20 protein-coding genes are annotated in these 23,820 nt (G+C 34.6%); 8 read left to right on the top strand and 12 right to left on the bottom strand.

Features of this window, described 5'->3' with window-relative positions; all coding sequences use genetic code 11:
• Window positions 1-55: 55 nt before the first annotated feature.
• On the top strand, window positions 56-589 hold the full coding sequence (locus BW983_RS20875; RefSeq protein WP_076553733.1) for a hypothetical protein: 534 nt from the start codon (window positions 56-58) through the stop codon (window positions 587-589).
• Between the two features lie 84 nt (window positions 590-673).
• Here BW983_RS20875 and BW983_RS20870 read toward each other — a convergent pair whose 3' ends face one another.
• The 9 genes from BW983_RS20870 to BW983_RS20830 form a co-directional block, all read right to left on the bottom strand.
• Window positions 674-1,630 carry a hypothetical protein gene (locus tag BW983_RS20870; protein WP_076553732.1) on the bottom strand — a complete coding sequence of 319 codons (957 nt, stop codon included), beginning with the start codon at window positions 1,628-1,630 and terminating at the stop codon, window positions 674-676.
• A gap of 144 nt (window positions 1,631-1,774) precedes the next feature.
• A complete protein-coding gene (ribA, locus tag BW983_RS20865) occupies window positions 1,775-2,371 on the bottom strand; it encodes a GTP cyclohydrolase II (protein WP_076553731.1) in 597 nt (198 codons plus the stop codon).
• Between the two features lie 18 nt (window positions 2,372-2,389).
• Window positions 2,390-2,848 carry a hypothetical protein gene (locus BW983_RS20860; protein WP_076553730.1) on the bottom strand — a complete coding sequence of 153 codons (459 nt, stop codon included), beginning with the start codon at window positions 2,846-2,848 and terminating at the stop codon, window positions 2,390-2,392.
• Window positions 2,845-3,459, bottom strand: a complete 615-nt coding sequence (locus tag BW983_RS20855) for a DUF4254 domain-containing protein (protein ID WP_076553729.1) — start codon at window positions 3,457-3,459, stop codon at window positions 2,845-2,847. The genes BW983_RS20860 and BW983_RS20855 overlap by 4 nt, the downstream gene beginning before the upstream one ends.
• A 15-nt stretch (window positions 3,460-3,474) precedes the next feature.
• Entirely contained in the window at window positions 3,475-3,693 is a 219-nt protein-coding gene (locus BW983_RS20850; RefSeq protein WP_076553728.1) for a twin-arginine translocase TatA/TatE family subunit, read from the bottom strand.
• Between the two features lie 31 nt (window positions 3,694-3,724).
• On the bottom strand, window positions 3,725-5,287 hold the full coding sequence (locus tag BW983_RS20845; RefSeq protein ID WP_076553727.1) for a murein hydrolase activator EnvC family protein: 1,563 nt from the start codon (window positions 5,285-5,287) through the stop codon (window positions 3,725-3,727).
• Window positions 5,284-6,129 (bottom strand): lipoprotein insertase outer membrane protein LolB1, encoded by an 846-nt coding sequence (locus BW983_RS20840; protein WP_076553726.1) that lies wholly within the window; start codon window positions 6,127-6,129, stop codon window positions 5,284-5,286. The genes BW983_RS20845 and BW983_RS20840 overlap by 4 nt, the downstream gene beginning before the upstream one ends.
• 112 nt (window positions 6,130-6,241) lie before the next feature.
• Entirely contained in the window at window positions 6,242-7,258 is a 1,017-nt protein-coding gene (locus BW983_RS20835; RefSeq protein WP_076553725.1) for a sugar phosphate nucleotidyltransferase, read from the bottom strand.
• A 152-nt stretch (window positions 7,259-7,410) separates the two neighbouring features.
• Entirely contained in the window at window positions 7,411-8,865 is a 1,455-nt protein-coding gene (locus BW983_RS20830; RefSeq protein ID WP_076553724.1) for a lipopolysaccharide biosynthesis protein, read from the bottom strand.
• A gap of 199 nt (window positions 8,866-9,064) precedes the next feature.
• Here BW983_RS20830 and BW983_RS20825 point away from each other — a divergent pair, with 199 nt between their 5' ends.
• Together BW983_RS20825 and BW983_RS20820 are read left to right on the top strand one after the other, a co-directional pair.
• Window positions 9,065-10,405 carry a dihydroorotase gene (locus BW983_RS20825; protein ID WP_076553723.1) on the top strand — a complete coding sequence of 447 codons (1,341 nt, stop codon included), beginning with the start codon at window positions 9,065-9,067 and terminating at the stop codon, window positions 10,403-10,405.
• A gap of 117 nt (window positions 10,406-10,522) precedes the next feature.
• Window positions 10,523-11,584: a tetratricopeptide repeat protein gene (locus BW983_RS20820; protein WP_076553722.1), complete on the top strand. Its 1,062-nt coding sequence runs from the start codon at window positions 10,523-10,525 to the stop codon at window positions 11,582-11,584.
• Between the two features lie 198 nt (window positions 11,585-11,782).
• Here BW983_RS20820 and BW983_RS20815 read toward each other — a convergent pair whose 3' ends face one another.
• A complete protein-coding gene (locus BW983_RS20815; RefSeq protein ID WP_076553721.1) occupies window positions 11,783-14,080 on the bottom strand; it encodes a GH92 family glycosyl hydrolase in 2,298 nt (765 codons plus the stop codon).
• Window positions 14,081-14,205: 125 nt separating this feature from the next.
• Between BW983_RS20815 and BW983_RS20810 the strand changes: the two genes are divergently transcribed.
• From BW983_RS20810 to BW983_RS20800, 3 genes are all read left to right on the top strand, one after another.
• Window positions 14,206-15,087: an SDR family oxidoreductase gene (locus tag BW983_RS20810; RefSeq protein WP_076553720.1), complete on the top strand. Its 882-nt coding sequence runs from the start codon at window positions 14,206-14,208 to the stop codon at window positions 15,085-15,087.
• A gap of 77 nt (window positions 15,088-15,164) precedes the next feature.
• Window positions 15,165-17,366, top strand: a complete 2,202-nt coding sequence (locus BW983_RS20805) for a M1 family metallopeptidase (RefSeq protein WP_076553719.1) — start codon at window positions 15,165-15,167, stop codon at window positions 17,364-17,366.
• A gap of 108 nt (window positions 17,367-17,474) precedes the next feature.
• Window positions 17,475-18,302, top strand: coding sequence for an endonuclease/exonuclease/phosphatase family protein (locus BW983_RS20800; RefSeq protein ID WP_076553718.1), 828 nt, complete (start codon window positions 17,475-17,477; stop codon window positions 18,300-18,302).
• Here BW983_RS20800 and BW983_RS20795 read toward each other — a convergent pair.
• Together BW983_RS20795 and BW983_RS20790 are read right to left on the bottom strand one after the other, a co-directional pair.
• Window positions 18,299-18,991: a response regulator transcription factor gene (locus tag BW983_RS20795; protein ID WP_076553717.1), complete on the bottom strand. Its 693-nt coding sequence runs from the start codon at window positions 18,989-18,991 to the stop codon at window positions 18,299-18,301. The genes BW983_RS20800 and BW983_RS20795 overlap by 4 nt on opposite strands.
• Window positions 18,981-20,300: a sensor histidine kinase gene (locus BW983_RS20790; RefSeq protein WP_076553716.1), complete on the bottom strand. Its 1,320-nt coding sequence runs from the start codon at window positions 20,298-20,300 to the stop codon at window positions 18,981-18,983. The genes BW983_RS20795 and BW983_RS20790 overlap by 11 nt, the downstream gene beginning before the upstream one ends.
• A gap of 113 nt (window positions 20,301-20,413) precedes the next feature.
• Between BW983_RS20790 and BW983_RS20785 the strand changes: the two genes are divergently transcribed.
• Window positions 20,414-21,250 carry a GLPGLI family protein gene (locus BW983_RS20785; protein WP_076553715.1) on the top strand — a complete coding sequence of 279 codons (837 nt, stop codon included), beginning with the start codon at window positions 20,414-20,416 and terminating at the stop codon, window positions 21,248-21,250.
• A 171-nt stretch (window positions 21,251-21,421) separates the two neighbouring features.
• The gene (locus BW983_RS20780; RefSeq protein WP_076553714.1) at window positions 21,422-23,794 is read left to right on the top strand and encodes a TonB-dependent receptor; all 2,373 of its coding nucleotides are present in this window, start codon (window positions 21,422-21,424) and stop codon (window positions 23,792-23,794) included.
• Window positions 23,795-23,820: the final 26 nt, after the last annotated feature.

The raw sequence follows: 23,820 nt of genomic DNA, 5'->3' as shown, positions 1-23,820 counted from the left end.
TTTTTGGTATATGATTTGAATACGCAATATAAATAATAACTAAACTTTTATAAAAATGAAAAAAATTCTTCCACTTATACTGCTAGCATTTGTTGGTTTATTCGTTATGAGCTGTGATAACAATGATAATGTTGTTGGAGATGGTGATACAATAAGCTTAATGCAGGATGCAACAGGGACTTTTAGTAGCGGAAATAACTTTAGATTAACGCAGGGTATTAATATCGAAAGCACAGATGTAGTTCTTGTGTATAGAAGAGAAGGGAATCTTTGGCAACAAATTCCTAAAACATATTATCTTGATAATGTAAATGGGTATCCAACAGGTAGAGAACTAGATTATAACTTTCAGTTTGATACAAGAAATGTAAATGTTGAAACTAAAGCAAATTTTAATCAGTCAACAGAAATGACATCTAGTGAAACTAATCAGTATTTAACAAATCAAACTTTTAGAATTGTACTTGTACCAGCAAATGGATCAGGTAGTAGAGCTAGAAAAGCAGATGTAGACTATAGTGACTATAATGCTGTTGTTAAATACTACAATCTAGATGATTCTCATGTTCCAGTAACAAGAGTAAATTAGTAAATATCTTTTCAGTTTTTTATAATTAAAAAAGTCCCGGGAGAAATCTTCCGGGGCTTTTGATTTATGTAATATTTGGATATATTAAGGACATCTGAATCCTCCATTATTATTGCAAGGTGAGGTGGAGGTTACAACATGGGAAGGATCAAAGGGCTTTTCTACAATTTTGATTCTGCTAAGAGAAATTTTAAAAGCATTTTTTGGTATGAATGCTGCCCCTCTTTCTGCAAGTTCAGGCAAGAAATAAATTATAAATGCATTTTTAGATTCTTTTGTAGAAAAATTAAATGTCATTTCTTTTATATCGGAGTATGGTTTTGTTAATATAACTTTTTGAGATTTATAGTAGTTTCTTACTACAAAAGGTGAAGGTTGAACAAAAGGTCTTGCTTCACAAGGATCATCACCATTAATAGTAGGGCTGTTGGCTAACTCTATACCAACTGTGGGGAATCCTTCACTTTGAGGTACATCATAATCATCATCATCCAATCTATTATCTCTGTTATTATTTTTAGTTTCCCAGATATGATCAGTAATCCATGCCTTTAATGTTATTTGATAAGTTACATTTGCCTTAAAAGGATGCTCTATAGAAATTGCATTTGATTGAGGATTATTGGTAAGTGTGGTTTGGCCTCTATTAATGGTTGTTTTAGGGAGGTTCTCAATGTTAATTCTTATACCCTTCCAAAGAAATCCATCAGTTCTAGGTTTTCCATATCCTCTAAATGTATAACCCAAAAACGAGAGTGGGTTGGGGCCAAATGCTGCTGTGGATTCATGTATATTTTCAACACTATACCCAGTTGTAAAAGTACATCCACCGCCATCTGGATTTATAAGAGATCTCTCTATATTTAAATCCATAAGAGTTACCTCACCAAGACCATTAGCTAATAATTTTGAATGAGAATTTACAGATTGATCCAGATCGGTTGTAAGAGGCAAAGCTTCATCTTGAGAATAAATAAGATCATTTGTACTTGTACAGCCTAATAATAAAATACTAGAGAAAATAATTAGTGTTTTTTTCATGGTATAATTTTGAGGCAAATATAATAATTTAGAAAAAATACACTAATGTGTGAAATGTATATGTGTAATTAATAATTTGATCGAATAGAGGATAAAAAAAGCTCTAAAAATATTTTTTTAGAGCTTTTTATTATTTATGATAGTTTATTTATCATTGTCATCAAGCAGATGTCCAAAGAAATCTTTTTTAGTTTTTAAGTAGCCTTTGCTTATCTCATTAGCCGGGATTTGTAAAGGAACTCTGGCGTTCAGATGAACATTACTGTCTACCACATATTTTACCTTTTCAGGATTATTGGTAAGGAGGTTGATATCTTTTACATCTAATAAATTAAGAATTTCAATAGCTACTCCAAAGTTTCTGTCATCTGCAGGAAGTCCTAATTCAAGGTTTGCCTGTACTGTATCAAGTCCTTTTTCCTGTAATGAATAAGCCTTTAGCTTATTGATGATACCGATGTTTCTACCTTCCTGACGAAGATATATGATGATACCTCCGTTCTCATGAATATATTTCATAGCAGCATCTAGTTGCTGACCACATTCACATTTTTTTGAATGGAAAACTTCTCCTGTAATACATTCTGAATGAAAACGAACATTTACTGGTTTGGAAAAATCCGTATTTTCAGCAACGATAGCCATGTGAGGCATCCAATCGTTTACATTTTCGGAGAAAGCGATCATTCGGAAAGTACCGTGCTCGGTAGGAACATTGGCTTCCGCCTGAATTTTAATCATTGATAATTCAATTAGTTTTTAACTTCCTGGTAAAGCGTCTTCAATAACGGAGATATTGGTTTTTAAACGAACCAAATACCGGTTTAGAACTTCATCATCATCTTTCTCAAGGCTTTGTCTTTGCTTTTGAATTTTTCTGTAAGATTTTTCGAAGCTTTTCAGTGCTCTGCTTTTACCTGAAGAATTATTGGCGTCTATAGCATATAAATAATTCTGAAGGCTGTATTTCAAACTTGTTATTTCATCATTCAGTCCATTGTTTTTAAACTTTGGAAAAGTTGATATAATATTTGAAATTTCAGAAGCGTTTACGTTTTCCTTGATATTGATATTAAAACTCTTCTTTGAGCCTCTATCAGAATCAGATCCTTTTGTATCGCTATAAAAGTTATTTGACAGCGGAGAAAGGTTAAGCTTTTCCGTTGCGCAGGAAGATGTTAATATTAATAATACTCCAAAAAAAACTAGTCTTTTCATTTTTGTTGCCCTTTTTGATAAAGGATTGGGTTAAGACTTTCATCGTTATACATTTTCATTTGTTTGTATACCTTCATCTTAACGTTACCGTTCTCAATATCAGCAAGCAACTGATTTATAGAAGTTGTTAGGTCTTCCTTCTGGGTAAGCAGAACATCCAGTTTAGCCTGGCAGTTATTTCTGTGCTCTTCAGAGGCGGATTCTCTATTGGCTTCTAATGACATATGATAAACCTTTAATGCAAGAATAGATAATCGGTCTACTGCCCAAGCGGGAGTTTCTGTGTTTATCTTTGCGTCAGGTTTAGGAGTTGTATTTTCAAACTTATTAAGGAACCAGCTGTCAATATATTCTACCAGATCAGTTCTTTTCTGATTGGAGGCGTCTATTGTTCTCTTTAATTGAAGAGCTTCAACCGGATCGATATTTTCATCTCTAATAATATCTTCTAAATGCCATTGAACGGTATCAATCCAGTTCTTTGCATACAAAATCCGTTCCAAACTATCTTTTTCGAACGGGTTATTAATTAGAGTGTTAACGTCATCAGACACGTGATAGTCTTCAATAGATTGATTGAAGACTTTCCATGCAGTCTCAGTAAATTTCATTAATTCTAAGGAATTTTAGTTGCTGGAAGAATTATTATTATTTGTTGTAGAAGACGATTTGTTTTCAGAACCTGGTTTGTCTTCTTCTTTCACCGCATCTTTAAATTCTTTGATTCCTGAACCTACTCCTCTCATTAATTCCGGAATTTTCTTTCCTCCAAAAAGTAATACTAAAAGTATTGCTACGATAAGGATGTGTTGCCAAGATAAGGCAAGTATTGTTAGTGTATTCATCTCTTAAAATTTTTGCAAAGTTACACTTTTTTTAATATGAAATCCAACCTAGTGGATCAACTGGCGTACTTCCGTTCCATACTTGGAAATCAAGGGTATAAGCACCATCAAAATCCTGGGCTACAGTTCCTACAGGAGTTCCTGACGAAACCTGCTGTCCCTTGGAAACACTTACATTTCCTAAGTTGGAATAAATTGTAAAATAGCCTCCGTGTTTAATGATAACCGTTTTAGTTCCGTCATTATTTGCCAATACAGAAGATACCGAACCTGGATATACCGATTTTGCACGGGTTCCTGATGGTACGGAAATTTTAATACCATTATTTTCTTCCGTAATATTTTTGAACACAGGGTGTGGCTGTCTTCCAAAACGGTGAGTGATTTGCCCGGCTCTGTCTGCTGGATAACCAAGTCTTCCTCTGTTATCTGCAAAACTGCTTCCAGCTGCTGTAGTCACCCCATAGCTTGTCATCGCTTTAGATTCTGCTGCTTTTTTCTCTTCTTCTTTTCTTTTCGTAAGGGCTGCTTCTGCTGCTCTGGCTGCTGCCAGCTTATCTGCAGCTACTTTTGCATTGGCTGCCGCTTCATCAGATGCTTTTTTCGCAGCAATTTTTCTTGCTTCGTCTCTTGCATTAGCTTCAGCTCTTGCCGCTTCTTCATTACGTTTTCTTTCTTCTTCGGCTCTTTTAGCAGCAAGTTCTGCCGCTCTTTTAGCTTCAGCTTCAGCTATTCTTCTTTCTCTTTCCAGTGCTTCGGCTCTTGCTTTTGCTTCAGCTTCAATTCTTGCTTTTTCTCTTTCTGCAGCAAGTTTAGCTAAACGGATTTTTTCTGCTTCAGCCTTTTTTCTTGCTTCCTCTTCAGCTTTTGCTATTCTGATTTCTTCAGCAATAATCGCTCTGATCTGTCCTTCAAGAGCTTTGGACTGAACCTGTTTTTGTTTTAGTTCCGCAGTAAGTTTCGATTCATTCTTTTTAAAATCAGCTACCAATTGTTCTTTTTGAGCTCTTTCTGCGTTAATGGTCGCCAAATCCTTCTGTTGGTTTACAAGAAGATTTTCTTTCTCTTTTACAGAGTTTTGTTTCTGAGTAATTGATTTTTTGATCTGATTAGCAGCGTCAGATATTTCAGCTGCTTTTTTATCCTGATAATCTGAGTATTGCTTCAGGTATTGTACTCTTCGTATTGCTTCACCCAGATTTTTAGAAGAAAGGATGAAGGTTACTTTGTTCTGTACCCCTTTATTTTTATAAGCATTTACCAAGACTTCAGCATAATTCTTTCTAAGAACAGCCAATTCTTTATTCTGGCGATTGATCTCAAGCTGGCGAAGATAGATATCATCTTCAATAAATCTCTTTTCTTTCTGAGTATTATTGTAGACTTTTTCTCTTAAAACTAGCTTTTGATTAACGCTGGTAAGATAGGATATAGAAAGTTTGGATTCGCTTCTTGTTTTAGCTAAATCCGTATTTATCTGTGCAATTTGTTTTTTAAGTTCGGCGTTCTGTTTCTGCAGTTGTTCCTTTTTCTGTTGTCCCTGGTGCAGCCCGAACATAAGAACACCTATTAAAAAGCTAAATTTTTTAATCATTTAATCTCAATTTTCTTATAACTGGATGGTACAGAATAAGGTGTTTCCATCCTCGAAAAGTCAAATTTCGTATTTTCTAGTAAAATTTGACTGGATTTTGAACCTTTTATAATTATTTTAACATTTTGCGGAAGTCGAATTCCATTGTATTCATTCCAGTCACTGTAAGATATTTCTAATTCATCAGGTGATAAAACATCCTTTAGGTTGACGCTTAATAAATCATAATTGGTATCGTACTGAAGGGCAATTTTATATTCTCTTGTTTTCTCATCTGTTACAATTTTTTGATTGACATTAGAAACCATTTTATACCCCTGTGCATTTTGAGTTAAGGTAAATTGTGAATCGCTGATCTTTACGAAGGTTCTCCCTAAAAGGATTTTTTCAAGAGATTTATAATCAATGAAATTAACGTTTAATAAATTGTTAAGATATTCAAAATCGGAATCGATATACGTTTTACTTGTTTTATCCTGTCCTTTTATTCCGTCCGGCGTTGCAATTCCTCTAGCTACATTAATGAAAAGAGCTCTAAGGTTCATCCATACTTTTTTATCATTTTCAATATAAATAGTAGCATCTAATGTTGGAACGAAACTGCCTGTTTCCACACGAACCTTACTGTCAATCTTGATCTGATCGAATTTTGGCGGAATCAATACATGCTCGTAAAAGGTAAGTTTGTCTCTTACCGGTTGGTTTACGTCTTTTGGATTTCTATTATCTTCTGTTGTCGTAATACTATCCCGTGCATTGCCTGTATCATTTTTTGCGGCATTACGCGTTTTGCATGATGATAGAGAGAGAAGTAATAAAAGAAGGGGGATCCAATTTTTCATGTATTTATCTTTTTTCAATTAAAAAAACGGAGCAATATTAACGCCAAACCACACAAAACATTTTGTGTGGTTTGAAGATGTCTTATTTAAATTAAAGAATTTCTAATCTTATTTATTTTGAAAGAAAATCCAAAACTGAGTAGTCTCCCAAAGAAATTTCTCTTGCTACTCCAAAATATTGTGCAGAGTTCCCAATCATTGAATTGGACAGGTTACCATGGTTGATTCTTGTGTTTTCCTGAATCAAAGAGTTTTCGATATTAGAATTTACAACAGTGGTATTGTTTCCTAATGAAACACCAGGTCCTACTTTAGAATTGGAAATCTTAACATTTTCACCGATAAAACACGGTGGAATGATCAAAGAGTTTTCAATAACAGCGGATGCCGGATATTGTGACATTTCTTCCTTCTCATAGGCAAGGATTTTACTGTTGGTTTCTACTGTAGCATTTTTGTTACCGCAGTCCATCCAGTCATTTACTTTGCCTAAAGTAAACTTAGCTCCTTTCGCTCTAAGGTTTTCTAAAGCAGTTGTTAATTGATATTCTCCTCCGTTTTTAATATCATTATCCATGATATAATTGATCTCATTCATTAGTTTTTCAGCACTGTTGAAATAGTAGATACCAATGATAGCAAGGTCTGATACAAATGTTGTCGGTTTTTCAACGAAGTCTGTAATGAAACCATAGTTATCCAGTTTTACCACTCCGAAAGCAGATGGATCTTCTACGCTTTTCACCCAGATTACTCCATCTGAGTTTTTATCTAATTGGAAGTCCGCACGGAAAAGTGTATCAGCAAAAGCGATAACAACATCTCCCCGCATAGACTGTTCAGCACATTTGATTGCATGAGCTGTTCCAAGAGGATCGTTCTGATAATATATGCTTCCTTTTGCTCCTAGTTTTTCAGCAATCTGAAGAAGAGACTTTTCAATCTCCGGACCAAAATCTCCGATGATAAATGCTACCTCCTCAATTTCTTCTCCTGCAACTTTAGCAATATCTTCCACCAATCTCTGTACGATAGGCTTTCCTGCAATAGGAATAAGAGGTTTTGGAACTGTCAGTGTATGTGGACGTAATCTGGAACCACGTCCAGCCATAGGAACAATAATTTTCATAGATGATATAACAATGTTTTTTGTTTATAGATAGTTTATTTCTTTGTTAAATATAATAATTAAAAATGTTTTATAAATATAATATTTAGTATATCCAACAACTCTGTTTAATGTTTTTTAAGCTTAAAAACGATCAAAAGAGAGACCAATTTTTACCCTCGTTTAATAATTTTAGATAATATAGCCTTTTCTTTGAACGCTACGAGACACAGAAATAAAATAAGGAAAAGGTTTCCTATCAGATAATTGGTTCTGAATTCATAGAAGGATAGTAATGAAAAAGTAATGGTAAAGGCAAGATACATTACTATTTTTCCTGTGTTATAATGAATTGGGTATTGCCTTTGTCCCCAGATGTAGGAAATAACCATCATAGAAGTAAATGTTATCAATGCCGCCATGGCACTTGCCCAATATCCGTATTGAGGAATGAACAGAAAATTGATTAGAATGGTAATGCATGCTCCAATAATAGATATGTATAATCCAACTCTTGTCTGATCAGAAAGCTTATACCATATAGAAAGATTCAGATAAATTCCTAAGAATAAAGCTCCAAGCATTACAAAAGGAATGATTTTAATCCCTTCATAATAAAGAGGGTTCCCAAGATATTTTTCTGAGATCCATTGAAGGTTTACCATAAGTCCCATATAAATAATACAGCTGCAAATTACAAAAACGTCCATCAGTACAGCATAGGTTTTATGAGAATCTTTGTTTTTGAAACTTGAGAAGAAATAAGGTTCTATTCCCAATTGATATGCTTGTCTGAAAACGGTAATAAAAGTTGCAATTTTATAGACTGCACCATATACACCGATCTGGTGACGTGCTTCTTCTCCAGGAAGTAAATATTTCAGAAACTGTCTGTCTAAGGTCTGATTTACAATACCGGCAAGACCAGCAATCATAACGGGCCATGAATAATTCATAATTCTTTTCCATAAGTTGAAATCAAACTTGGAAAAACTGAAGCTGAAGAATTCTTTTCCTACGATTAAAAGGGTGATGATACTTTGTATAAGATTGGCAACGAAAACATATCCGATTCCAAAATCAGGGTTGTACTTTAAGCCTAATATACCTTCAGGATGTTTCGGAAGCCATTTAATGAAAAATAGAACCAATAGAAAATAGACAGTTGAACCTGCTACTTTTGAAAGCATATATTTAAAGGGCTTGCCCTGAAGTCTTAGAATTGCTGATGGAATGGTGGCAAAAGCATCCAATGAAAGAATGAACAAAAAGATAACAAGGAAATTGACCTGATCTGGTGTTTCAAATGCCTGTGCCAGCTGATAGCGGAAAACATATCCTAAAATAAGATAAATAAGACCAATACTGATAATACTTACCGAACATGTTGAAATTAATGTTTTCTTATCAATATTCTCTTCCTGTGCAAAACGGAAGAAAGAGGTTTCCATTCCGTGAGTCAGTAATACTGTGATTACCCCTGCGATAGAATACCAGTCTACAAATGGAGATGAGGCTGCAGGTCCAAAAAATGAGGTAACAATTGGAGCAATGATAAATGGGAAAATTCGTACTAATACAGAACTTAGTCCATATACTGCCGTCTGTCCAAATAATTTCTTATACAATTCGAAAAATTTTATGCAAATGTAAATATTTAGAAATTGATTTGTAATGGGTGATATTAAAATTCATTCATAAACCTTAATTTTGCTTTTTATAGAAGTCAGATTTTAGAAATTGAAAATTAGTAACTGTTTTTTTTACTTCTCATAAATATTTCTAAAGTGTTGTCTTTTACGATCTAATATAATTCTAAAAAGTAAAATGAAGACCCTAATCAAAAATGTAAATATCGTCAATGAAGGAAAAACCTTTGAGAGCGATATCTTAATAGAGAATGATTTAATTTCTAAAATAGCAATCGGTATTTCTGAAGATGCCGATCAGATTATTGATGGTTCCGGAAAATATCTTTTACCGGGAGTAATTGATGATCAGGTGCATTTCCGTGAGCCTGGGCTTACTCATAAAGGAGATATTGAAAGTGAATCAAGAGCTGCAATTGCTGGAGGAATAACAAGTTTTATCGATCAGCCAAATACTGTTCCTAATGCAGTTACACAGGAATTATTAGCTGATAAATATGTAATTGCTTCTCAAAAGGCATATGCCAATTATGGTTTTATGATGGGAGGAACGAATGATAATCTTGAGGAAGTTTTAAAAACAAACCCAAGAAATGTTCCAGGAATTAAATTATTCCTAGGTTCATCTACGGGAAACATGTTGGTGGATAATCCTGAAACACTGGAAAATATTTTCAGTAATACTAAAATGCTGATCGCTGTTCACTGTGAAGATGAAGCTACCATCAGAGCTAATACTCAGAAATATATGGATGAGTATGGTGATGATATTCCTGTAAAGTTTCACCATTTGATCAGAAGTGAGGAGGCTTGCTATAAGTCTTCTTCCAAAGCGATTGAGCTGGCTCAGAAAACAGGGGCAAGACTTCACGTGTTCCATCTTTCAACAGCTAAAGAAATGGAGCTTTTCAGAAATGATATTCCATTAAAAGATAAAAAGATCACAGCTGAGGTATGTGTACATCACCTGACTTTTACTAACGAAGATTATGAAACAAAAGGCGGCTTGATCAAATGGAACCCTGCAGTAAAGACACAAAAAGATAAAGACGCTCTTTGGGAAGCTTTGCTGGATGACAGAATTGATGTTATTGCTACAGATCACGCTCCGCATACGGCTGAAGAAAAGAATAATGTATACACGAAATGTCCTTCAGGAGCTCCATTGGTACAGCACTCATTGGTTGTAATGTTAGAGAATTATAAGAATGGGAAAATATCTCTTGAGAAGATTGTTGAAAAAATGAGTCATAATCCTGCAATTCTTTTCAGAGTAGAGAAAAGAGGATTTGTGAAAGAGGGCTATAAAGCAGATCTTGTTTTAGTAGATTTAAATGCAGATTGGACGGTTTCAAAAGACAATTTATTATACAAATGTGGTTGGAGCCCGTTAGAAGGAAGTAATTTCCACACAAAAGTTACCCATACTTTTGTAAACGGACATCTGGTTTATGATAACGGAACAATTGCTGAAGAGAAGTTTGGAGAGAGATTGCTTTTTGAAGTTCAGGAAGGTTAAAATTAAAAATATACTATAAATATTATAAAGAGCGATAAATTCGCTCTTTTTTTGTTGGTAATGAATACTGATAATTTATGTAGTTTTGCACTTCAAAAAAACTAAAAACAAATAACGATGTATAGATCTCTTTTAATTCTATTTCTTTTCATTTTTTGCAATATCAATGCGCAGGTAAATACTCAATTCCTTCCGAATTCTTCGTGGACAAAAGTAAAGTCAAAAATGCTTAATGGAAGTAGGGATTTATCACAAGGTCCCTACGAATATTTAGTTTGGAAATTTAATGATAAGAAAATCTGTGAATATCTTGATCCTTGGATTACAGAGAAAAAAAAATGTATTGATTTTGACGTTGATAAGAGTTTAATCAATAGATCTGATAAACTGACTTATCAAATTGAAAAGCTCACGTTCGATTCGTTGGTTGTGATACAAAAGACACAGGGAGAAACTTTACCGGATAAAATAAAAAAGATTTGGTTCGTGAAAACCTCTGTTCTTATGAAAGATTTTACGAATAAGGCTACCGGAGATTCAATTGTAATTACTTCTCCTAAAGTAGTACCAACATTGACAAAAGATATTGTTTCTGAAATGATAGAAACTTACTTACAAAAAAAGTATATCCATGATTTTATTGTAGATGGAGAAATTAGGATTTTTCCTAAAAAAGAAAGTATTGAAGTCGTAACAGATCCTAAAGAACAAAATAAAAAAAATCAGATAAGTATAGATTTATTCAGAACTACACTGGAAAAAAATTATAAAATGTGGAACTTGACAGGATTTGAAAATTTTGAAAAAATTATTATTCCCTATAGTTTTAAAAGTAAAATTGATAATGGCGTAGGTAAAATAGTTTTTTACAATAGGGTTTCTAATAAAGAAAAAGAAAATGAAGGACCGATAATCAATATAAAAAATAGGCTTGTTTCTATAGAAAATTATAAGAAAGGATTGGAAGCTATAAGTAATCAAAAGTTCGATAAAGCCATTGAGTTCTTCATTAAAGCTCATGAATATGATAATACCAATACTGATAGTTTATATAATGCACAGTCTATTTTACTAGCTCAGAATAATGTTTCAGACGCTTGTATTGTATTAAAAAGACTAAAAGATCTAGAACAAACAGAAGGAACTAAATTATACAAAGAAAAGTGTTCAGAAAAATAATAAATTCAATAAAAGCGGGCTAAAGCCCGCTTTTATTATTTCATATATTCCATTGGCTTTAGCCAAAACTTATTAATAATGTGGTTCTAAATAATAGTTTTATTTCTCGCAGATCACACAGATCACGCAGATTTTAAAACATAATTATCTGCTCTATCTGTATAATCTGCGAGAGATCATTTAGAATTCTAAGTGTGCTTATTTTTTAGCTTTATTTCCCATATAGAAACTAAGCTTTCCACCCTTCATAATCTCAGAATGCTTCAATGTAAAATCTTTAATCTCCTTTCCATTTAAAAGAACCTTTTGAACATATACATTTTGTGGGCTTTGATTGATAGCTTCAATCTCAAAGGTTTTCCCATTTTCTAAATTTAAAACAGCATGATCAACTGCCGGGCTTCCGATGGAATAGTCTTCTGAACCTGGAGCAACCGGATAAAAACCTAACGAACTTAAAATATACCATGCACTCATTTGTCCCGTATCATCATTGCCGCCTAATCCATCAGGAGTTGCTTTATACTGCATTTCCAGAATATGACGGATCTGTGACTGCGTTTTCCATGGTTGTCCAGCCCAATTGTAAAGATATGCCACATGATGAGCCGGCTCATTTCCGTGAACATAACCTCCAATAATTCCTTCTCGGGTAATATCTTCGGTATATGCAAAAAACTCATCAGGTAAATGCATGGTAAACAGTTCGTCCAGTTTAGAAGCAAATTTCTTCTTACCACCCATCATCGTAATAAGTTCAGCCGGATTTTGTGGAACAAAAAAACTGTAGTTCCAGGAATTTCCTTCAATGAATCCTTGTCCATGGGTGCTTAATACATCAAAATCTTTCTTAAAACTTCCATCAGCGAGACGAGGACGCATGAAGCCGATTGTTTTATCAAAATTATTCTTCCAGTTCTCAGAACGCTTGATAAACTGATTATAAATTTCTGTCTCTCCTAAATACTTTGCCAGTTGAGCAATAGCCCAGTCATCATAAGCATATTCCAATGTATTGGATACTGAAGTGCCATTTTTCTCAGCTGGGATATAACCAAGATCAATATATTGCCCAATGCCTTCATAATCTCTTTTATTGGCAGTGGCAACACACGCTTTCAATGCTTCTTTAGGATCACCATCATAATTTCCTTTAATAATAGCATCTGCTACGACACTTACACTGTGATAACCACTCATACACCAATTGTCATTGGCATAATGTGACCATATCGGTAGCATTTTCATAGAAAATTGATTGTAATGTGCCATCATCGATTTTACCATATCATTATTCCGTTTAGGCTGAATGATATTAAAGAACGGGTGAAGTGCTCGGTAAGTATCCCAAAGGGAAAACGTAGTATAATTGGTGAAGTTTTCTGCTTTATGAACATTTTGATCCAGACCTTTATATTTTCCGTTGACGTCCATATAAACTGTCGGATTGATGAAAGTATGGTACATAGCTGTATAGAAATTGGTCTTTTGAGTTTCAGAACCTTTAATGATGATTTTATTTAATTCCTTATCCCAATCCTGTTGTGCTTTTGCTTTAATCTGATCAAATGTTAAATCTCCGGCTTCTTTTTGAAGGTTTTCTAATGCGTTTGCCTGACTTACGGGTGAAATGGCAAGTTTAACTTCAATAGATTCACTTTCATTGGTCTCAAAATCAAAATACATTTTCAGATTCTTTCCTGCGATCTCCGGGAAGTTTTTAGTCTGATCAAATTTTCTCCAGAATCCTTTATAAATTTGTTTTTCATCATAATTTTTCTGTCCATAAGATTTGAATGGTTTTGAAAATTTCATCGCAAAATAAACTGTTCTTGTTCTTGCCCAGCCATTGGTTTGCCTGTATCCGGTAACTGTATTTCCGTTTTCTACACGGGCATACGTCCAGATATTTTTTCCGTCATAATTATAAATTCCAGCCATCAGATCTAAAATAATGTGAGACTGATCAGATTTTGGAAAAGTATATCGGTGTACCCCGACTCTTTGTGTTGCCGTTAGTTCTGCAAGAATATTATGATCTTCAAGCTTTACACGGTAATAACCTGCCGCCGCTTTTTCGTTTTGATGTGAAAATCTGCTTCTGTAACCCTTTTCAGGATTTGTAGCTGTTCCGGGATTAAGTTGTAATGTTCCTACGGTAGGCATAATCAGAAAATCTCCAAGATCAGAATGACCGGTTCCGCTGAAATGAGTAGAGCTGAAACCCACAATAGTTTTATCCTCATATCGGTAGCCTGCGCAATATTTATACACTTCTCCATTATATTTACCATTCAGTTCGTAGGAAATAGTGTCTGTCTCCGGGCTTAATTGTATTGCTCCGAAAGGAACAGTGGCTCCCGGATAAGTATGCCCCATTTTCTCCGTTCCGATTAATGGATTTACATATTGATAGAGTCTTTCGAAATTTTGAGCCTTAGAATAAATACTTAAAAAAAGTAATGCTAATAAAACAGGAGTTCCTGGATTTTTCATGTACAAATGGATTATTATGAGATAAAATTAAATAAAAATCAACGAATATTATTTATAACATTATTTATGCTGTTATTTTAAACAATATCCATTCAATATTTATTATTTTTAAGAAAAAATATTTTATGAGTCTATATACACAACCCATGTTGCGCGAAGGTGCACTAAAAGATAAAGTAGCGATTGTAACAGGAGGCGGAAGCGGTCTTGGAAAAGCAATGACCAAATACTTTCTTGAGCTTGGAGCTAAAGTAGTGATCACTTCCAGAAACTTGGAGAAACTACAGACTACCGCAAAAGAGCTTGAAGATGAAACTGGCGGAAAAGTTCTTTGTGTGGCTTGTGATGTGAGGAATTGGGATGAGGTAGAAGCAATGAAAGAAGCAACTTTAAAAGAATTCGGTAAGATTGATATTTTATTGAATAACGCTGCCGGAAACTTTATCTCTCCAACAGAAAAGCTTACACACTCAGCTTTTGACTCTATTTTAGATATTGTTTTAAAAGGAACAAAAAACTGTACACTTTCTATAGGAAAACATTGGATAGATTCTAAAACTCCCGGAACTGTATTGAATATTGTAACTACTTACGCATGGACAGGTTCTGCATACGTAGTTCCGTCTGCTTGCGCAAAAGCCGGTGTTTTGGCAATGACGAGATCTTTAGCGGTAGAGTGGGCAAAATATGGAATCCGTTTCAATGCGATCGCTCCGGGACCTTTCCCTACAAAAGGAGCTTGGGATAGACTTCTTCCTGGAGATCTTCAGGAAAAATTTGATATGAAAAAGAAAGTGCCGTTGAGAAGAGTAGGAGAGCATCAGGAGCTTGCAAACCTTGCCGCATATCTTGTTTCTGATTATTCTGCCTATATGAACGGTGAAGTTGTTACAATTGATGGTGGAGAATGGCTACAGGGTGCAGGAGAATTTAATATGCTTGAAGCAATTCCGAGTGAAATGTGGGATGCATTGGAAGCAATGATTAAATCAAAAAAGTCAAATTAATTAAATTTATACTGAAAAAGGCTCCCGGATTTGTGATAAATCCGGGAGTTTTGTTTACCTATGTAAAAACTTTTGAGATGAATTGTAAACTTCCGGTACTTATTTCTACCATTGCTGCTTTCCTTTTCTCAGAATCATTCTATGCGCAGGAGGCATCAAAATATGATTATGTAGAAGCATTTAAACCTTTTTTCTATCCGCAAACAGGAACTGAAACCCGTTCTGCCAGTGGGCAGCCAGGGCATGCGTATTGGCAAAATTCAGCCGACTATCATTTGAATGTAACTTTAAATGAAGATAAAAAAGAAATTGCAGGAACAGCTGAAATCACTTATAAAAATAATAGCCCTGATAAACTAGGCTTTCTCTGGTTGCAGCTAGATCAGAATCTGTTTGCAAAAGATTCCCGTGGGAATGGAGTGGTTCCTTTATCTGGGAGTAGAAACGGTGCTCACGGTGAAGATTTTAACGGCGGATACAATATTAAATCAGTTAAAGTAGATGGTAAAGTAGTAAAATATACGATCACCGATACAAGAATGCAGATCGATCTGCAAAAGGAATTAAAAGATAAAGGCGGAGTTGCTAAAATCAGTATTGAATATTCTTTTGTTTCTCCTGAATATGGATCAGACAGAATGGGAGTGCAGGATACAAAGAATGGTGCCATTTTTACGATTGCTCAATGGTATCCAAGAATGTGTGTGTATGATGATATTACAGGATGGAATACACTGCCTTATATAGGAGCCTCCGAATTCTTTTTAGAGTATGGAAATATAACAGCCAATATAACCGTCCCGGCAAGTCATTATGTGGTAGCATCAGGGGAACTTCTTAATGAAAAAGAAGTCTACAGTAAAGAAGAAATCAGCAGGTGGAACCAGGCAAGAGGGAGTGATAAGACCGTAATGATACATCCTGAATCTGAAATTGGAAAAAATGTAGCTACAGGAACAAAGACCTGGAAGTTTAGAATCAATCAGGCAAGAGATTTTTCCTGGGCATCTTCCAAAGCATTTATTTTGGATGCTGCTAAAATAAATCTGCCAAGCGGTAAAAAATCATTGGCTATTTCTGCATATCCTGTAGAAAGTGCCGGAGATAAAGCATGGGGAAGATCTACAGAATATACTAAAGCTGCCATAGAACATTATTCCGGAAAATGGTACGAATATACTTATCCGGCAGCTACCAATGTTGCAGGAAACGAAGGTGGAATGGAATATCCGGGAATTGTTTTCTGTCATATGGATTCTAAAGGTGAAGATTTGTGGGGGGTAACGGATCATGAATTCGGGCACAACTGGTTTCCTATGATCGTAGGGTCTAATGAACGTTTATTTGCCTGGATGGACGAAGGTTTTAATACATTTATCAATGCATTATCCACCAAAGCTTTCAATAATGGGGAATATTATACCAAAGAAAACCTTGCCATGTCCGGATCTCTTCTGATGAGTGACAACCTTGAGCCTATTATGGTAGGACCAGATAATATGAGAGAGAGGAATATCGGAGCTTTGGCATATTATAAACCGGGAACTGGGATGGCTGTTTTAAGAGAAGCCGTTTTGGGTCCTGAAAAATTTGATAAAGCTTTTAAAACTTATATTGATCGTTGGGCATTCAAACATCCTACACCTTGGGACTTCTTTCATACTATGGAAAATGTTTCCGGTGAAGAACTTAATTGGTTCTGGAGAGGATGGTTTATCAACAAATGGAAAATTGATCAGGCTGTTAAAAATGTAAAATATATCAACGGAGACTTCAAAAACGGAGCACAAATTACTGTTCAGAATCTTGAGCAGATGCCTATGCCTACTACCGTAGAAGTGAAATTTAAAGACGGAACAACCAAAGTCATTAAAATACCTGTTGAGGTTTGGAAAAGAAACACAGAATGGACCTTCAAGGTAGACTCTAGCAAAGAAATTGACCAAGTAAAGCTGGATCCAAATTCTGTAGTGCCGGACATTAATATGAAAAATAATATCTGGTCAGCCTCTACAGCAAAACAGGTTGATAAAATTAATGCTAAAGACTTTATAGGAACTTATGCAGATCCAAAGAGTAATCTTAAAATTCTGTTTAAAGAAAAAAATGGACAACTTTATGGAGCCGCAGCAGATGGTAGCATGGAATTTCCGTTTGAATATAACGGCGATAATACCTTTTATTTTGATAAAGGCAATATGACGATTGTTTTCAGTAAAGATAAAAAGTCGATTACCCTGAAAGAAGGTGGAAAAGAATTTAAGTTTAACAAAGAATAATGGCTATTTTTTTCTCTGTTTAAAAATAATTTAACAATATAATGATACGAATAAGGCTTCTCTATGACAGAGAAGTCTTATTTTTGTCTCAAATTGATAAAATAGACTATGAATTTCAGACTTTCAATGATCTTCCTGATGTTTTTTGCACTGGGATTTTCACAAGACCTTACCGTAATGAGTTTTAATATCAGGCTTAATGTAGCATCGGATAAAGAAAATGCCTGGACAGAGAGAAAGCAGAATGTTGCCGATCTGTTAACATATTATCATCCCGATTATTTTGGAGTTCAGGAAGCACTTCCCGAGCAGATGAAAGATATTAAAAACGGATTAAAGAACTACGATTATATCGGAGTGGGAAGAGATGATGGTAAAGAAAAAGGAGAGTTTTCCGCTATTTTTTATGATACAAACAGACTTTCAGTTGTAAAATCCGGGACGTTCTGGTTATCGGAAACCCCAGAGAAACCTTCGAAAGGATGGGATGCTGCATTGAACAGAATCTGTACCTACGCCATTTTTAAAGATAAAAAATCCAAAAAAGAATTTCTTGCGATGAACCTTCATTTTGATCATATCGGGAATGTAGCAAGAGTAAAATCTTCCGAATTGATCTTGAAAAAAATCAAAGAACTTAATCCGAAAAATCTGCCGGTAACTTTAAGCGGAGATTTTAACCTGACAGAAGATTCTGAACCGATTAAAATTCTTTCTCAAAACATGAAAGATACTTTTTACCATTCTGAAACCAAACATTACGGACCGGTAGGGACTTTCACAGCTTTTAATGTTAATGAAATTCCAAAAGAAAGGATCGATTATATCTTTACCAATGGTTTTAAAACTAAATCACACAGACATATCAATGATAGAAGAGAAAATTTACTATATCCGTCGGATCACTTCCCGGTTCTTGTAGAACTTTCTCTTTAATATGAATTGACTGGAAAATCAATTTCAAATCCAATTCCTCTGAGGGATTGGATTTTTACTTCCGGATCATGGCTGAAATATTTTCGGAGTCTGCTGATAAATACATCTAGGCTTCTTCCTGTAAAATAATCATTGGTTTCCCAAAGCTGATCAAGAATCTCATCTCTGGTAATGGTGGAATGATTATGCTTCAACAGATATAAAAGAAGTTCCTGTTCACGAATGGTCATTCTTACATTTCCGTTAGGGTGAGAAAGCAGCAGTTTTTTGGTATCCAAAGAATATTGCCCGATATTCACATGGTTTTCCACTATTGCAGGTGTGGTTCTTTTCAGAATATTTTTAATCCTTAATACCAGCTCTTCGGGATCGCAGGGCTTGGCAATATAATCATCAGCGCCTATCTTTAATCCTGTTAATCGGTCTATCTTCTGATTTTTTGCTGTTAAAAATAAAAGTGGGAAATCTTTTTTCTCCTTTAAGATCATTTTAGCAAGTGAAAACCCATCAATATTAGGCATCATAACATCTAAAATTCCCATATGGAAAGGAAAATCAGAAGAGAGAAGAGGAATAATATCTTCCGGGTTTTGGAACCAGTCAACCTCAAAATCTTCCAGTTCAAGATATTGTTTAAGGATCATTCCAAAGTCAGGATCGTCTTCCGCCAGAAGGATTTTAGTTTTCATAAGGGATGAATATTTTAAAGGTACTTCCTTTGCTGGGCTGGCTGGAAACATCTATTTTACCATGATAAGAAGTGATTATTTTCTTTACGAAATAAAGTCCTAGCCCAAGTCCTTTGCTGTTATGAATATTATTAGATTGTATTCGATAGAATTTTTCAAATATATTTTTTAATTCTCTGCTTTCCATACCTTGCCCGTTATCAGAAACTTTGATTTCAAGATGTTGAGAAAGTATATTCGTGCTTACAGTGACCATAGAGGCGCCATATTTTATACTGTTTTCGCAAAGATTCTTAATTACAGTTTCCATGAGATTTTTATCAAAAGGAAGCTTTTCAGTAACTTTATTTTCAGATTTAAAATCTATCTGCGGATAAGTAAACGCCAGATCCTGAACGAAGAAATCCCAATCTTCCGGAGTTACAGCAGTCATTTCATCAGGCATCTCATCTTTATGCAACTGTAGCATTAGATTTTCTAACCTTGAAATCTGTCGGTCAATAAGCGGAAGAGTTTCTGGGTTCCAGCCTTTTTTCAATGTTTTGGAAGCTATTTTTAGCGTGGCAATAGGTGTTTTAAACTCATGAGAAATGTTATCCACAATAGTGTGGAGAACTTCTACCTGCTTCTGCTGTTTAATAAGATTTTTAATTGTGGAAATATACAGTAAAAGTACGCTGACAAGCAGAATTATACAGCAGATGAACAGTAAAGTAAGCTCTTTAAAAACAAGACTTTTTATATTTTTAATTTCAAAATCAGTCTGGCTTGTTACAAAAAAGGTATCTCTTTCATTAATTGAGTCTTTTCCTTTTAGTTCCTTGGTAGATGAGGTTCTCCAGGTTCCGGTACTGGTGATCTTTGGTTTTTTAACCTTGTCTTTACTTTCATAAATGACAATAGGCTTATCAATGACTTTGATGCTGTCCGGAAGGTGAAGAATAGAGTTGTATTGAATCCTTACAGAAATTTGGTATCCATCTTTTTTTAAGCGGTCATCTACGTAATGATTGAGCTTTTCCCTGGAAGCTTTTCTGTCTTCCATGAAATGATGAATGAATTCCTTTTTACTGATTTCTTTATTATAATACTGGATAATAATTTTCTGTAACGAATCACTTTTCATTTCCTGAGAGTCATGTACATTTTCCAATCTGTCGGTAAAATTAGAAATTCTCTCATTAATTGTTCGGTAGATATCTCTTTCTTTAACCTGATAAGTTTTATACATAAAATAAACCTGTATTCCCAATAACAAAAGGAATAAAGTGGCAAAAAGATAGATCAGTTTTTTACTCTTGGATATCATCAGAAACAAAGATAAAGTTTTAACATTTTACTTAAATAGTATTTTGAGTATTAACCTATCATTAACCTTGTAGGTTATTTGTTTTTCTTACATTTAAAAACTAAAAACCTTCCATGAAAAAGCAAATTATTATTTTGATGTTGTTGATCACAGTCATAACAAATGCCCAGACCCATCGTTTCATCTATGAACTTCAGTACAAACCAGACACAATCAGAAGTGCTCCTTATGAAAAAGAAGAAATGATATTGGATATCAATCCTGAAGAAGTAAAGTTCTATGAAGCTGGATTTCTGGTGAGCGATTCTCTTAATATCCTGCATGGAGGGACGTCTTCTCAACACACAAGCCAATCCGGGCAAACCATTATCAGAAAAAGAAATTCCAATAAAAATAAAAACTACGTACAGATCATGATGATGCCTTATTATTATGTTTTTGAAACGGAGGATAACATTCAGTGGAAAGTAGAAGCGGATACAAAGAAGATTAATAACTATAATCTGCAAAAAGCAACGGCAAGATTTGGAGGAAGAAATTGGACGGCTTGGTTTACACCAGACATCAATATTCCTGAGGGACCTTATAAATTCAGAGGATTACCAGGAATGGTTTTGTATGTGGAAGATGATAAAAAAGACTTTGTATACTCTTTATCGCGAAACGTTAACCTGCCTAAAACTTATAATACAAAAGGATTCCTTGAAAAACATTATTCTTTGGATGCCCTTACAATAGATTTTAAGAAATGGGTAAAGCTCAACCTGGAATTTTATAATGATCCTTATGCCAGAATGAGAACAGAGTTTCAGCCTGACTGGACGGTGAAAATTGATGGACGACAAATCAAAAGTAAAGAAGAATTTGCAGGGCTTACCAAACAGACACAAATGAATATCAAAAAATATTATAATCCAATAGAACTGGATAAAGCCATTCCTTATCCATAAAAATATATACATCGTTTTTAAAGCCTGAGTCTCTGATTCAGGCTTTTTATTTTAAGAGAAAAGGTATTAACCTATCATTAACTCTTCGTTAACCGAAATTCTCCCGCTCAATATTGAATTTTGTCCTGTAAAACAATTGTACCGTTTTATATCATTTTTTAAAATATAATCATGAACAAAATTCTTCTTTTTCTGTGCTTTCCCATGTTGATGTTTGCCCAAAAGCAAAAGCTTGCCGGAACAGTGACAAATACAGAAAATGAAAAACTTTCTGCGGTGAACATAGGTTTGTATAATTCAGGGAATGAATTGATCAAAGAGTTGAAAACCGATGGCAAAGGCGGATTTGTATTGGAAGGTCTTTCCGAACAGAATGTAAAACTTGTGGTAAAGCGGGAAGGGTATCTTGTATTTGAAAAGAATCTGAATCTTGAAAGCTCTGAACCTTTACAGATTATCCTTAAAAAAGAACAAGCCAAAGAAATAGAAGAGGTGGTGATGACCAAACGAAAACCTTTGGTAAAACGAAAAGTAGACCGCCTTGAATTTAATGTGGAAAACAGTAATATTTCATCATTGAATGCTTGGGAAATCTTAAAAAATACACCCAATGTAAGTGTAAATAATAGTGTCCTTACCGTAAAAGGAAGTACAGGAATTCTGGTTACAATCAATGATAAGAAAGTGATGCTGACAGGAGATGAGCTTAAAAACCTGTTAGAAAATACACAAGGTGATGATGTGAAATCCATAGAAGTGATTACGAATCCACCAGCAAAATATGAAGCTGCAGGAAGCGCGGTATTGAATATCGTAATGAAAAAGAACAAAATAGAAGGCTATCGTGGAATTTTGTCTTCAAAATATGTTCAGACACAATATGCAAAAGCAGTTTTTGGACTGTCGCAATATTATAAGAAGGATAAACTCTCCGTTATGGCAAGCTATTACAAAGGGATGGGAACCTACTACCGAGAAGGTTTCGATTATGTAAACTATCCCGAAAGCCAGACCAGATGGATGAGTACAATGAACAGAAAGGATAAAAACTATAACCAGAATACCCTGAATTTTAATGTGGAGTATGAGTTGGATAGTCTGACAAACTTAAGCCTCAACTATTCAGGGTATTTTTCTCCGAAATCTTATGGAATCTATGATGTGCCAACTTTGATTTATAATAATCAGGATATTGTAGAGTCAAATTATAGAACTCTGAATGATCATGAATCCCGTTCAGCGAATAACTCTGTCAGTTTTCAGATAGACCGAAAGCTGAATAAAAAAAGCAGCCTGTCGTGGATCAATTATTTTACAGGAAACAATTCCAGCAAATATCAGGATGTAGCAACTCATCTGAATTTTGCAGGAGAACTTCCTCGTGAAGATCACTTTTTGACTCAAAATAAAGCAGATGTAAAATTATTTTCTACGCAGTTAGATTATCAATGGAAAAACGAAAAATGGGAACTTGAGTCCGGAACAAAATATAGTTTTGTAAAAACAAACAGTAACTTAAAATTCTCGGATAACGAAAACGGAGAATTACAATATCGTCCTGAAAAGAGTAGTATCTTCGATTATAAAGAACACAATTTTGCATTGTATACCTCGCTTGCTTACAATATCGGAAAGTGGAATTTCAAAGGTGGTCTTCGTGCAGAAATGACAGATCTTGAAGGGCAGGTTTCAGAACCTTATGATCTTAATAAAAGTAATTACTGGAATTTTTTCCCTACATTTTATGCACAATATACTACGGAGAATAAACATGAATTTGGATTTTCCTATGGTAAAAGAATCAGCAGACCTTCGTACTCATGGCTGAATCCGGCAAAATCTTATTATAATCTGTTCTCTTACTTTCAGGGAGATCCACAATTGAAGGCAACCATTATTCATAATCTTAATCTTACCTATTCATGGAAGAACTGGAATCTGGATCTGTATTATCGCAAAGAGCTTTATCCATCTATGGAAATATCTTATCAGGTTCCGGAGAATAATAACGTTGTCTATCATTTTACCAATATTGAAAAAGGACAGGCATATGGGCTGAGTTTATATAAAAACTTCCAGATAAAGCCTTGGTGGAATATTATCATCTCTGAGAATCTGGAACACAACGAAAATTATTTCAACGGAGTAGATGGACTGTTGCATCAGAATAAAGTTTGGAATCTTGACTCTAATATATCAACCAGCTTTACTTTGGATAAAAGTAGTGATTGGAAAATGGAAGTGGGACACCGCTATTTCTCGGGAGGAGTGCAGGGACCTTTCAGGATTTCAAGCACGTGGAATGCTTATTTTGTGATGAACCGTAAGTTTTTCAATAAAAAACTGGAAGCTGCTTTAGTAGTCACAGATATTTTCAGAACTACAGGTCAGAAGGTTGCCACGAAATATGCGAATCAGGATAATTATTTCTTAGATTATACCGATACTCAAGGTTTTTCACTGTCTTTGAAGTTCAATTTTGGAAATCAGTCTGTGAAAAATGCAAAAACAATCAAAAAGACTTCCGAACAGGATAGACTTTAAAGCTTTATGCTGAAAAAATTTACATC

The organism is Chryseobacterium ureilyticum (assembly GCF_900156735.1).
In the GTDB taxonomy this organism is placed as follows: Bacteria; Bacteroidota; Bacteroidia; order Flavobacteriales; family Weeksellaceae; genus Chryseobacterium; species Chryseobacterium ureilyticum.
Note: the sequence above shows the minus strand (reverse complement) of the source record. Positions and strands in the feature narration are given on the sequence as shown.

What these genes read in the sequence shown, in the direction of transcription:
- BW983_RS20825 (WP_076553723.1), top strand. Translation starts at nt 9,065, where the DNA reads ATGAAGACCCTAATCAAAAATGTAAATATCGTCAATGAAGGAAAAACC.
- BW983_RS20820 (WP_076553722.1), top strand. Translation starts at nt 10,523, where the DNA reads ATGTATAGATCTCTTTTAATTCTATTTCTTTTCATTTTTTGCAATATC.
- BW983_RS20790 (WP_076553716.1), bottom strand. Translation starts at nt 20,300, where the DNA reads ATGATATCCAAGAGTAAAAAACTGATCTATCTTTTTGCCACTTTATTC.
- BW983_RS20835 (WP_076553725.1), bottom strand. Translation starts at nt 7,258, where the DNA reads ATGAAAATTATTGTTCCTATGGCTGGACGTGGTTCCAGATTACGTCCA.
- BW983_RS20875 (WP_076553733.1), top strand. Translation starts at nt 56, where the DNA reads ATGAAAAAAATTCTTCCACTTATACTGCTAGCATTTGTTGGTTTATTC.
- ribA (WP_076553731.1), bottom strand. Translation starts at nt 2,371, where the DNA reads ATGATTAAAATTCAGGCGGAAGCCAATGTTCCTACCGAGCACGGTACT.
- BW983_RS20850 (WP_076553728.1), bottom strand. Translation starts at nt 3,693, where the DNA reads ATGAATACACTAACAATACTTGCCTTATCTTGGCAACACATCCTTATC.
- BW983_RS20855 (WP_076553729.1), bottom strand. Translation starts at nt 3,459, where the DNA reads ATGAAATTTACTGAGACTGCATGGAAAGTCTTCAATCAATCTATTGAA.
- BW983_RS20810 (WP_076553720.1), top strand. Translation starts at nt 14,206, where the DNA reads ATGAGTCTATATACACAACCCATGTTGCGCGAAGGTGCACTAAAAGAT.
- BW983_RS20785 (WP_076553715.1), top strand. Translation starts at nt 20,414, where the DNA reads ATGAAAAAGCAAATTATTATTTTGATGTTGTTGATCACAGTCATAACA.
- BW983_RS20860 (WP_076553730.1), bottom strand. Translation starts at nt 2,848, where the DNA reads ATGAAAAGACTAGTTTTTTTTGGAGTATTATTAATATTAACATCTTCC.
- BW983_RS20815 (WP_076553721.1), bottom strand. Translation starts at nt 14,080, where the DNA reads ATGAAAAATCCAGGAACTCCTGTTTTATTAGCATTACTTTTTTTAAGT.
- BW983_RS20840 (WP_076553726.1), bottom strand. Translation starts at nt 6,129, where the DNA reads ATGAAAAATTGGATCCCCCTTCTTTTATTACTTCTCTCTCTATCATCA.
- BW983_RS20870 (WP_076553732.1), bottom strand. Translation starts at nt 1,630, where the DNA reads ATGAAAAAAACACTAATTATTTTCTCTAGTATTTTATTATTAGGCTGT.
- BW983_RS20800 (WP_076553718.1), top strand. Translation starts at nt 17,475, where the DNA reads ATGAATTTCAGACTTTCAATGATCTTCCTGATGTTTTTTGCACTGGGA.
- BW983_RS20805 (WP_076553719.1), top strand. Translation starts at nt 15,165, where the DNA reads ATGAATTGTAAACTTCCGGTACTTATTTCTACCATTGCTGCTTTCCTT.
- BW983_RS20780 (WP_076553714.1), top strand. Translation starts at nt 21,422, where the DNA reads ATGAACAAAATTCTTCTTTTTCTGTGCTTTCCCATGTTGATGTTTGCC.
- BW983_RS20845 (WP_076553727.1), bottom strand. Translation starts at nt 5,287, where the DNA reads ATGATTAAAAAATTTAGCTTTTTAATAGGTGTTCTTATGTTCGGGCTG.
- BW983_RS20795 (WP_076553717.1), bottom strand. Translation starts at nt 18,991, where the DNA reads ATGAAAACTAAAATCCTTCTGGCGGAAGACGATCCTGACTTTGGAATG.